Origin of the sequence: Paraburkholderia sp. RHO2, assembly GCF_050955445.1 — a bacterium.
GTDB classification, from domain to species: domain Bacteria; phylum Actinomycetota; class Actinomycetes; order Mycobacteriales; family Mycobacteriaceae; genus Prescottella; species Prescottella agglutinans_A.
The window spans coordinates 5,297,357-5,308,281 of sequence record NZ_CP162617.1; the positions used below are offsets into that span (position 1 = coordinate 5,297,357).

10 protein-coding genes are annotated in these 10,925 nt (G+C 68.7%); 7 read left to right on the forward strand and 3 right to left on the reverse strand.

Going from position 1 to position 10,925, the window contains the following annotated elements; all coding sequences use genetic code 11:
- Window positions 1-12: 12 nt before the first annotated feature.
- The gene (locus ABTV10_RS24585; protein ID WP_499031394.1) at window positions 13-2,601 is read right to left on the reverse strand and encodes a transglycosylase domain-containing protein; all 2,589 of its coding nucleotides are present in this window, start codon (window positions 2,599-2,601) and stop codon (window positions 13-15) included.
- A gap of 78 nt (window positions 2,602-2,679) precedes the next feature.
- A complete protein-coding gene (locus ABTV10_RS24590) occupies window positions 2,680-3,108 on the reverse strand; it encodes a DUF5318 domain-containing protein (protein ID WP_433608482.1) in 429 nt (142 codons plus the stop codon).
- A gap of 147 nt (window positions 3,109-3,255) precedes the next feature.
- Here ABTV10_RS24590 and ABTV10_RS24595 point away from each other — a divergent pair, with 147 nt between their 5' ends.
- The 7 genes from ABTV10_RS24595 to abc-f all read left to right on the forward strand — a co-directional run bounded on the left by ABTV10_RS24595 (window position 3,256) and on the right by abc-f (window position 10,113).
- Entirely contained in the window at window positions 3,256-4,113 is an 858-nt protein-coding gene (locus tag ABTV10_RS24595; protein WP_499031398.1) for a DUF1707 SHOCT-like domain-containing protein, read from the forward strand.
- Entirely contained in the window at window positions 4,113-4,709 is a 597-nt protein-coding gene (locus tag ABTV10_RS24600) for a hypothetical protein (RefSeq protein WP_499031401.1), read from the forward strand. Before ABTV10_RS24595 ends, ABTV10_RS24600 begins: the two co-directional genes overlap by 1 nt.
- 90 nt (window positions 4,710-4,799) lie before the next feature.
- Window positions 4,800-5,657 (forward strand): DUF1707 SHOCT-like domain-containing protein, encoded by an 858-nt coding sequence (locus ABTV10_RS24605; RefSeq protein ID WP_499031404.1) that lies wholly within the window; start codon window positions 4,800-4,802, stop codon window positions 5,655-5,657.
- Complete coding sequence (locus ABTV10_RS24610) at window positions 5,654-6,466, forward strand: DUF1707 SHOCT-like domain-containing protein (protein WP_499031407.1); 813 nt, start codon at window positions 5,654-5,656, stop codon at window positions 6,464-6,466. The genes ABTV10_RS24605 and ABTV10_RS24610 overlap by 4 nt, the downstream gene beginning before the upstream one ends.
- Before the next feature lie 106 nt (window positions 6,467-6,572).
- Window positions 6,573-7,136 carry a PadR family transcriptional regulator gene (locus tag ABTV10_RS24615; RefSeq protein WP_433613761.1) on the forward strand — a complete coding sequence of 188 codons (564 nt, stop codon included), beginning with the start codon at window positions 6,573-6,575 and terminating at the stop codon, window positions 7,134-7,136.
- Window positions 7,129-8,223, forward strand: coding sequence for an inositol-3-phosphate synthase (locus ABTV10_RS24620; RefSeq protein WP_499031410.1), 1,095 nt, complete (start codon window positions 7,129-7,131; stop codon window positions 8,221-8,223). Before ABTV10_RS24615 ends, ABTV10_RS24620 begins: the two co-directional genes overlap by 8 nt.
- A 279-nt stretch (window positions 8,224-8,502) precedes the next feature.
- Complete coding sequence (gene abc-f, locus ABTV10_RS24625) at window positions 8,503-10,113, forward strand: ribosomal protection-like ABC-F family protein (protein ID WP_499031413.1); 1,611 nt, start codon at window positions 8,503-8,505, stop codon at window positions 10,111-10,113.
- A gap of 16 nt (window positions 10,114-10,129) precedes the next feature.
- On the opposite strand, the gene ABTV10_RS24630 is transcribed toward abc-f, so the two are convergent.
- Window positions 10,130-10,726, reverse strand: coding sequence for a M23 family metallopeptidase (locus ABTV10_RS24630; RefSeq protein ID WP_499031416.1), 597 nt, complete (start codon window positions 10,724-10,726; stop codon window positions 10,130-10,132).
- Between the last annotated feature and the right edge of the window lie 199 nt (window positions 10,727-10,925).

The following is a 10,925-nucleotide window of genomic DNA, read 5'->3' on the forward strand; positions in this document are numbered from 1 at the left end:
TACCGGGAACGCCTACCCGGCGGGCACCGGCTGCGGGGCGTACCGCAGCTGGCCCTGCTGACCCTGACCGGTCGGCGGCTCATCTTCTTCCGACGTGGTCGAGCCGGGCGTGTTCGTCGGCGTCGGCTCGGTGGTTCGGCCCGGTACGACACCCGGGATCGGGATCGTCACACCCGGCAGGATCTCCACGTTGCTCGTGGTGATCTCCAGCGGCGGGAGCGTCGTGGTCGGCTGCGTGGTGCTCGGCGGGGCCGCCGACGTCGTCTTCGGCGCGGCCGGCGCCGAGTACGCGGGAACGCCCGAGACACCGGCGATCGGATCCGGCGTCGGGAACTTCTCGACGTCGGTGCCCTTCAGTGCACCGTCCATCGTCGCCTTCCAGATGTCCGACGGCAGACCCGATCCGTAGATCATTCCGCCGTAGCTGTTCTCGAGCGGCAGACCCTGTTCGGTGCCGACCCACACCGCCGTGGACAGCGACGGGGTGTATCCGACCATCCAGGCGTCCTTGTTGGAGCCGGTGTCGCCGAGCTGCGCGGTACCCGTCTTCGACGCCGACGGGCGTCCCCCGGCCAGCCCGTGCCCGCGCGAGTACGCGGCGATCGGAGTCATCGCGGCCGTGGTGTTGTCGGCCACGGCGGGGTCGATGCGGTCCTCACCGACCGGCGTACCGCGGTCGAGCAGGACGGTGCCGTCGGAGGTGACGACCTTCTGCACGAAGTACGGCTCGTAGTACGTGCCCGACGCGGCCAGCGTCGCGTACGCGGACGCCATGTCGAGCGGACGGGACTGGTACTGGCCCAGCACGATGCCGTTGTTGGGGCCGCTGCCGTCCGGTTCGGTGAGCGAGGGACCCACGCCCGGGATGTCCTCGGGGATGCCAGCCTTGTGGGCCATGTCCGCGATGGCCTGCGGGCCGTCGTCCATCGACAGCATCTGCCGGTAGAAGCTCGTGTTGAGCGACCGCTTGAGCGCCTCGGCGATGGTGCAGGTGCCGCAGGACTCGCCCTCGACGTTGCCGATCGAGATGCCGTTGACCGTGAGCGGGCCACTGTCGTACATCTGCGACAGCGGGATGCCCTGGTCCAGCGCGGCCGCCAGACCGAACACCTTGAACGACGAGCCGGTCTGCAGGCCGGCCTGCGCGAAGTCGTAGCCCGTTCCGTCCTCGCCGCCGTAGTAGGCGCGGACGGCGCCGGTGTGCGGGTCGACCGAGACGACCGCGGTCCGCAGCTCGGACGGCTCGCCGTCCATGTACGTCTCGACGGCGTCGAGCGCGGCCTGCTGCGCCTGCGGGTCGATCGTCGTGGTGATCTGCAGGCCCTCGGTGTTGAGGTCCTGTTCGCTGATGCCGGCCGCCGTCAGCTCCTGCAGGACCTGCTGCTTGATGTGGCCCTCCGGACCGCCGCCGCCGGTGCTGTTGTCGACCTCGGCGAGCGGGACGACCCGGGGGAACTGCGCGGCGGCGCGATCGGTGGCGCTGAGCGTGCCGCTGTCGACCATGCCGTCGAGGACGTAGTTCCACCGCGTCTGCGCGCCGGTGGGGTTGCTCTCCGGGTCGAGGTTCGACGGCTGCTGGATGATGGCCGCCAACATGGCGCCCTCGGCGACGGTCAACTCCTCGACCGGCTTGCCGTAGTACGCCTCGGAAGCGGCGGCGATGCCGTAGGCGCCGCGGCCGAAGTAGATGGTGTTGAGGTACGCGGCGAGGATGTCGTCCTTGGACCACTCGCGGGCCATCTTCGAGGAGATGACCAGCTCCTTCATCTTGCGGGTGAGGGAGCGCTCGGAGCCGACCAACGCGTTCTTGACGTACTGCTGGGTGATGGTCGAACCACCGCCGGCGCTCTCACGACCCAGGATGTTGTCGCGCGCCGCGCGGGCGAAGCCGCTGACCGAGAAGCCGGGGTTGGAGTAGAACTGGCGATCCTCGGCCGCCAGCACGGCGTTGCGCACGTGAACCGGGATCTGGTCGATCGAGACCTCGGTCCGGTTACCCTCCGGCGGCACGACGCGGGTGATCTCCGTCGTCCCGTCCGAGGCGAGGATCGTCGCGACCTGGTTGGTCTTCATGTCGCCGGGCTTCGGGACGTCCGCGGCCACGTACGCGACCATGAACGTCAGCATCGGCACGATCAGGCCCACCGCGACGACCGCGTACGCGGTGCGGCGGATGATCTTCCAGCGGCTGGACTTCGCCTTCTTCGGCGGCGTCGGGGGCTCACCACCCGATCCACCGCCGGGCTTGCGGCCGGTGGGCGGCGGGCCGGCCGGTGGACGGCCACCCGGTCCGCGTCCGCCACCCTGCGCCGGACGTGCGCCTCCCTGGGCCGGATTCCCCTGCGGCGGACGGCCACCCTGCCCCTGCGGCGGACGGCCACCCTGCGGCGGGCGACCCCCCTGGCCCTGCGGCGGACGCCCGCCCTGACCCTGCGCGGGTCCGGGGCGGCCGGACGGCGGCGGGCCGGGGTTGCGGCGAGGAGCCGGGCCACCCACGGGACGGCCGGGCTGCTGCCCGGCCGGTCGTCCACTCTGCTGGGGCCCGCTGGGCCGGCGTGGTCCTGTGGGACGGCCGCCCTGCGGGTTGTTGGGGGAACTCACGTACGAATCTCCAGTAGTCGGGTGACTGCGGGCAGTCCTCGGTGACGTCGTGCTGTGGACACAGCTGTCGGCTTCCTACTACTCACTCGCGGTGCGTCGGCGGGGAGAACGGGACGAGGAGGATCTCCTCGGCCGCTTCGGCGCCGGCACCGCACCGAGAACGTAGGACTGGACCAGATGGTTCCAGCTGCATGTGCGGCACACCTCGACCACGTGCACCGAGAATTCCTCCTCGGTGGCGGCCAGACGAACCAGTTCCTCGGGTGTCCGCGCCGAGCCCGACACCGGGCCGAGCTTGTCACCGAACACCCAGGACACGAGGGTCAATTCTTCCTTGCGGCAGATCGGGCACATGACCTCGCTGCGGCGGCCGTGGAACTTGGCCGCGCGCAGCAGGTACGGGCTCGCATCGCAGACCTCGCTCACGCCGGTCCGCCCCGAGTAGACCTCGGCGAGCAGGGACCGGCGCTGCAGCGCGTAGTCCACGACCTGCCGCTGTATCCGCACGGAGACCAGAGTACGTGCGTCGGCCGCCGGTGGGGTGCGGTGGGAGTATGCGCACGTGGGGACCGACACAAGGTCTTGACAGGTCGCGACTGGATCGGTTCGGATGCGACGGCTCGACATTCCGAACGGTTTCCTAGGATCACGAACGTGTCCGAGCAGGTTTCCTCCAGAACTCGCGCGCGCGACATCGATCGTGCCCAGACGTGCGGGCTCCTCGACGCCGGATACGGCGAGGGACAGCTCGACCCGACCGAGTACGAGGCTCGGACCAGGGCGGCAATGAAGGCCAAGACGTTCGGTGAGCTCGAGTCGCTGGTCTCGGACCTGCAGATTCCGGCGCATCTCGTCGAGACCGCACTCCGATCCGCAACGGCAAACCGACGGCTGCGTCGCGGTCCGGTGATCGTCGCGGCGGTCGCCATCGCAATCGGGGCGGTGTTCCTCGTCGCACGTGGCAACGACGGGGCCGCGCAGACCGAAGCCGCGCCGGGGGTCGTTGCCGCCGCCGAGGAACCCGCGCCGCTGTCGGCACCGATTCCGGGCGAGCCTGACGCGATCGTGATCGAACCGATCGACACGACGACCGTCGAGGGGATCCGGGCCTTCATCGACCGGTACCGCGCCAAGTTCGGGGACACCCTGGTCGACCGCGCCATCTTCTACCCCAATCGTGTGGATGTGACGCGTGCGGTCGACGGGGCTCCGCATCTGCACCAGCGATACGTCTTCATGAACGGGTTCAAACCGTCGATGACGCCCAGCCCACGCGCCGATCCCCAGTCGATAGATCTCGCAGCGATCGATCTCGACCGGCTCGCGGCCAACCTCGCCGCGGCACCGGATCGGGTCCAGCTCTCGACCGGGCGGATCAGCGACGTCGATGTCCGCAGTACCGGTGGAGAGGTCGAGTTGGTCATCGGCGTCGACAGCCCCGACAAGCGATCCGGCAGCGTGCACACAACACTCGGGGGCGACGAGATCTCCGTCCGAATTGCGGACAAGTGATGACGCCGACCGTAGGCCGAAACATGCGGTGGATCGCCGCTCTCAGCACCGCGGCCGTGCTCGGGGTGGGCGGGGCGGTCGTCGTGACGCGGTCGGGCGACGATGCGCCGTCCGCCGCTGCGGTCCGTGCAGAATCGGCGGACCTGCTGACATTGACCGAGATGACCCGCTTGTTCGACACCATCGAGCAGAAGCTCGGCGGCCTGGAGGTCGACGAACTGCGCGTGTACCCCGAGCACGCTCACATCGAACGCCCTGTCCCGGGAAAGCCCGGCCGGAGCGAGGGCTACAGCTACAAGATCGACTCCGGGAGTCCCAGCATCAAGGGTCCCGACGACGATGGAACCCGCACACCCACCGTTCCCGTCGACCTCGCGGAACTTCGGCCGAGCCTGCCCAAGCTGATCGGCTTGGTCCGCGGGATCGAGCAGAGCGTCGCAGTACCGAACCCGGACTCGGTCTATCTGCGGATCGAGCGCGACGACGACATACCGATCGTCGAGATCCTGGTGTCCAATCGGGACATCGCCGCCTACGGGTCGCTGATCATGGATTTCGACGGCGAGATCCTGGAAGTCCGCAGAGCAGACCGGTAGGTACCTCACGACCGCTCTTCTTCACCCCTGCAGTTCGTCGGTTCGGACGTGGTTGCACAACATTCCGAACGGTTTCCTAGGATCACGGGCGTGTCCGCTCCCGTCTCTGCCAAAGCTCGCGCGCGCGACATCGATCGCGCCCAGACGTGCGGACTTCTCGACGCCGGCTACGCCGAGGGACAGCTCGACCCCACCGAATACGAGTCCCGCACCGCCGCCGCGATGAAGGCCAAGACGCTCGGGGAGCTCGACGCGCTGGTCTCGGACCTGCAGATTCCCGAACATCTCGTCGAGACCGCACGCGCTTCCGCGCCGCCGCCACGCAGGCGCGTTCCGGGCCGTGTCGTGGCCGCCGGGGTCGTCGCGGCCGTGGCGGTCGTCGGAACGGTCGTGTTCACGACCCGAGGCCACGACACGGCACCCGAGACGGTGGTCGCGGCCGATCCGGTTCCGGCGCCTGTCGCTCCCGGCGAGCCGCAGCCGATCGTGATCGAACCGATCGACCCGGTCTCCGCGGACGGAGTCCGCGACTTCGTGCGTCAGCTCGGGGTGAAGTTCAACGGCGATCTGCGGGTGGACCAGGTCACGTTCTACCCGACCTACGTGTTCTTCACCCGGATGCTGCAGGACCAACCGCATCGCGAACAGGATTGGAGCTACCGGAGCGGCTTTTCCCCGACGCGGGAGCCCGAGTCACGTTCCCTCGACACCACCACGGTCGATCTCGCGGACCTCGACGTCGACCGGCTCGCCGACGTGCTCGCGACGGGTGCGAATCGTGTCGGGGTGCCGACCGGATGGGTGGAGCACATCTTCGTGCGCGCGGATTCGTCGACCGGTGAGGGTCTGGTCAGCGTCTTGTTCGAGGACAAGGACAAGCGACGGGGAATGATGGACACGCGACTGGACGGCACGGTCGTCGACGTCTCCAGGGCCGACGAACGATGACGACCCCGAACAGCCGGCGGCCCCGGACCTCGGCACTTCGGTTGCGCGCCCGCGATGTCGACCGCGCCGCGGTGTGTGACGTCCTCGATGCGGCGTATTCCGACGGCCAGCTGACCGAGGTCGAGCACCGGAGTCGGACCGAGGCGACCCGGTCGGCGCGGACGCTCGCAGACCTCGATCGACTCGTGCGGGACCTGCAGGTGCCTGCGGATCTGCGGGACGCCGTGCCCACGCCGCCACCGACGCCGAGCACCCGCTGGGCTGTCGCGCTCTCGGCCGCCGTGGTCCTGGTGTGCGGAATCGTGGTGGTCACCTCGGCCCGGGACGACGGTGAACCGGCCGCCGCCGCAAGTTCGAGCGCGTCCGAGTTGACCACCGCGGCGGGTTTCGGGCGGATGCTCGACGAGATCCACCGCGAGCTGGGCGATTCACAGGTCGACCAGCTGACCGTCTACCCCGAGTACGCGACATTCTCGTGTGCAGTTCCCGGCAAACCCGGCCTCGAGCAGTCGTATATGTACGAGGACGGAAAGCTCACGGACAACGGGACGTCGTCCAATCGCACCGAGGGCGTGCCCGTCGACCTGGCGGAGTTGCGACCGAATGTGCCGCGAGTGATCGGGCTGCTCCACGGCGCCGATCGCACGCTTCGCGTCGACGACCCGACCCGGATCTTCATGCACGCGAAGCGCGGCGACGACGGATCGGTCGTGAGCATCCACCTGTGGAACGAGGACGCGGGCACGGAGGGTTTCCTGACGGTCGGGTTCGACGGCGAAGTCCGCAGCGTCTCCCGAGCCGACCAGTAGGTCTCCGACCCGCGATCTTCCGAAACGGTGGGCCCGTATATATCGGTGCGATATAGTTGGTAATCGCATCTATCGGTTATGTTCGGGACACTCAGGGGGTGTGATCATGCTCGAGCTGGCAATTCTCGGGCTGCTCCTCGAGTCACCCATGCACGGATACGAGCTGCGCAAGCGGCTGACCGGGCTGCTCGGTGCGTTCCGCGCCTTCTCCTACGGCTCGCTGTACCCGACGCTGCGCCGCATGCAGGCGGACGGGTTGATCGCCGAGGACGAGAGCGAGGACGGCACCGTCAAACGCCGGGCACGTCGTGTGTACCAGCTCACCCCCGTCGGCAAGCAGCGTTTCTCCGAGCTGGTGGCGGACACGGGACCCCAGAACTACACCGACGACGGGTTCGGCGTGCACCTCGCCTTCTTCAGCCGCACCCCCGCAGAAGCGCGGATGCGCATCCTCGAAGGCAGGCGACGTCAGGTCGAGGAACGCCGGGAAGGCCTCCGAGACGCCATCGGGCGGGCTACCGGGTCGCTCGACCGCTACACCCGCCAGCTCCACCAGCTCGGTCTCGAGTCGAGTGAACGCGAAGTGCGGTGGCTGAACGAGCTGATCGCCGCCGAACAATCATCAATAGCAGCACCCAAGAAGAAAGAAGGAGAACCCGACCATGGGTGAGAACAGCACTGCGGTGCGCGTAGCCATTGTGGGCGTGGGTAACTGTGCCTCGTCCCTGGTCCAGGGCGTGCAGTACTACAAGGACGCGGACGCGAACTCCACCGTTCCCGGCCTGATGCACGTGAAGTTCGGCGACTACCACGTCCGCGACGTGAAGTTCGTCGCCGCGTTCGACGTCGACGCCAAGAAGGTCGGGTTCGACCTCTCCGAGGCGATCAACGCCAGCGAGAACAACACCATCAAGATCGCCGACGTCCCGCCGCTGGACGTCCCCGTCCAGCGTGGCCCCACCCTCGACGGCATCGGCAAGTACTACGCGCAGACCATCGAGGTCTCCGACGCCGAGCCCGTCGACGTCGTCAAGGCCCTGAAGGACGCCCAGGTCGACGTCCTCGTGTCCTACCTGCCGGTGGGCTCGGAGGAGGCCGACAAGTTCTACGCGCAGTGCGCCATCGACGCCGGTGTCGCGTTCGTCAACGCGCTGCCCGTCTTCATCGCCTCCGACCCGGAGTGGGCCGAGAAGTTCCGCGCGGCCGGTGTCCCGATCGTCGGCGACGACATCAAGTCGCAGGTCGGCGCCACCATCACCCACCGCGTGATGGCGAAGCTGTTCGAGGACCGCGGCGTCGTGCTGGACCGCACCTACCAGCTGAACGTCGGCGGCAACATGGACTTCAAGAACATGCTCGAGCGTGAGCGCCTGGAGTCGAAGAAGGTCTCCAAGACGCAGGCCGTGACCTCCAACCTCAACGGCCCGCTGGCCGGCAAGGTCCACGACCGCAACGTCCACATCGGTCCCTCGGACTACGTGGAGTGGCTCGACGACCGCAAGTGGGCGTACGTCCGCCTCGAGGGCCGCGCGTTCGGTGACGCCCCGCTGAACCTGGAGTACAAGCTCGAGGTCTGGGATTCCCCGAACTCGGCCGGCATCATCATCGACGCCATCCGCGCCGCGAAGATCGCCAAGGACCGCGGCCTGGGCGGCCCGATCCTGCCGGCGTCGGCGTACCTGATGAAGTCCCCGCCGGTCCAGATGGCCGACGACAAGGCGCGCGCCGAGCTCGAGGCCTTCATCATCGAGGCCTGAGTCTTCGCGTAAACCTCCTGTGGCGGTGGTCGATTCGTTCGACCACCGCCACCGGCGTCTTCGGGCACAGCCGTGCCGAATATTCACTGGGCCACCGAAGTCCTCGGTGCTACGGTGACTTTCGTGGGCACTCTGAATCACTAGGTCGGGACGCCGCGTCGAGCATGCTCCGCGGCGGGTCCTGAGCGCGCAACCTCTCGACCGATTCGTTCGGGTCGATTGCGCGAGGGCACCTTTCCCGATCACCCCGGATTTCTTCCGGGCGTAAGGAGCACGCCCATGCCTGCCTCACAGCTGTCCCTTCGTGCCGTCGCGAAGCGCTACGGCGACCGCATCGTCCTCGACGGGGTGGACCTGACGATCGCCCCGGGCGAGAAGGTCGGCGTCGTCGGCGACAACGGGTCCGGCAAGTCCACCCTGCTGGCCCTCATCGCCGCTCGCATCCGCCCCGACAACGGGGACGTGCACGTCGTCGCGCCCGGCGGTGTCGCGTACGCGGCGCAGTCATTGGACCTGCCCGACGGGGCGACGGTCCGCCACGCCATCGACCACGTCCTCCACGACCTGCGCGTGCTCGAGTCGCGGATCCGTGACACGGAGGAGCGGATGTCGCGCGCCGCAGCCGACGAGCTGGACGCACTGCTCGACGAATATGCCCGACTCACAAGCCTTTTCGAGATCCGGGAGGGATACACCGTCGACGAGCGGGTGGACGCCGGCCTGCGGGCGCTCGGGTTGCCGCATCTCGACCGGTCGCGCCGGTTCGACACACTCTCCGGTGGGGAACGGGCCCGGCTGGCACTCGCCGCGAGCCTGGCGGCGCATGCCGAACTGCTCCTGCTCGACGAACCGACCAACGACCTCGACGACGGGTCCGTCGCGTGGCTGGAGGAACGTCTGCTCGAGCACCGCGGCACCGTGGTGGCGGTGACCCACGATCGCACCTTCCTGGGGCGCCTGACGCCGGTGATCCTCGAGGTCGCCGAGCGCGGTGTGCGACGCTATGGCGACGGCTACGACGGGTACCTGGTCGCGAAGGCCGCCGAGCGCCGACGACGGCTGCAGGAGTACCGGGACTGGCGCCTCGAACTCGACCGGAGCGAACGCCTCGTCGGGGCGAATGCGTCACGGCTCGAGGCGATTCCCCGCAAGCAGGAGAAGGCGGGGTTCGGTCACGGAGCCTTTCGGGCGCGCGGACGCGCTCACGGCGCGATGGGGCGAATCCGCAACGCCAAGGAGCGGATCGACCGCCTCACACGGGACGCGGTCCCACCCCCGGCGGAGCGGCTGCGGTTCACGCCCACGCTGTCGACGGCGACCGACGGCACGTCCGACGGCCCGCTGGTGCGACTGCGGGCCGTGCGTGTGGGGTCGCGGCCGGCGATCCCGGACCTGGAGGTGCGGCCCGGGGGTCGCCTGCTGGTGACCGGCCCGAACGGGGCGGGCAAGACCACGCTGCTCCAGGTGATCGCCGGCGAGATCGTCCCCGACGACGGCGAGGTGCGGGCACCGGCGAGGATCGGGTACCTGCGGCAGACCGCCGGCACGTGGCCCCGCTCGGTGACCCTGCTCGCGGCCTACGCCGCCGAGCGGAACGGCTGTCCGGACGAGGCCGCCGCCGAGCTGCTCGCGCTCGGGCTGTTCCGCCCCGACGACCTGCACCGGCCGCTCGCCGAGCTGTCGCACGGGCAACGACGGCGCCTCGAGGTGGCGCTGCTCGCAACCTCCGGCGCCGACCTGCTGCTACTGGACGAGCCGACCAATCACCTGTCCCCGGCGCTCGTCGAGGAGCTCGAGGACGCCCTCGGCTCGTTCGCCGGTGCCGTCGTCGCCGTCACCCACGATCGGCGGATGCGGCGACGCTTCCACGGCGATCACCTGGCACTGTGATCACCAGGCACTGTGATCACCAGGTCGGGGAGACGCCGTTGCTCCGGAGCCAGACCTGCGGGTCGACCTGCACGCCGCTGGGGTTCCAGACCTCGAAGTGCAGGTGCGGGCCCGTCGACTGGCCGCGGTTGCCGACGGTCGCGATCTGCTGGCCGGCGGCGACGCGCTGGCCGACGCTGACGAGGTAGGTGTCGACGTGGCCGTACACGGTGATGGTGCCGTCGTTGTGCTGCACGCGCACCCACTGCCCGAATCCGGAGGCCGGCCCGGCCGAGATCACCTTGCCGGCGGCGGCCGAGTAGATCGGGGTGCCGAGGCTCGCACCGATGTCGACGCCGTTGTGGTGGCTGCCGTCACGCGGGCCGTAGGGCGAGGTGAGGACACCGGAAACCGGCTGCACCACAGTGGAACTCGAACCGAACTGGTGAACGGATGCCGCAGCCTGGACTGCCTGCGGGGCGGCGGACGCGGTGGCGACGCCGAGTGTGGCCCCGCCGGCGAGGAGGGTGCCGGCGATGGCGAGGACGGCTGCCGCCCCGAGCGGGCGGCGGCCGGCCTTGGAGGAGATGGAACTGCGAACGGAATTGCGCGATGACTGGTGGTGCTTGCCCACGGGTGTTACCTCATTTGTGTCTTGCTCATCGGCCCGAAATGGTGAGTTCCAATCGGGCCCGTCACAAAAGAGTAACGAAGCGATATCAATCCGTCGAGCGTTATCGAATATTTATCTCCGGGGTTTATAAACCAACCAGTTTCGCACGAACCTCCAGGTCAGGGTCGTTTCGCATGACGAACGACATATCCGAGCGCGG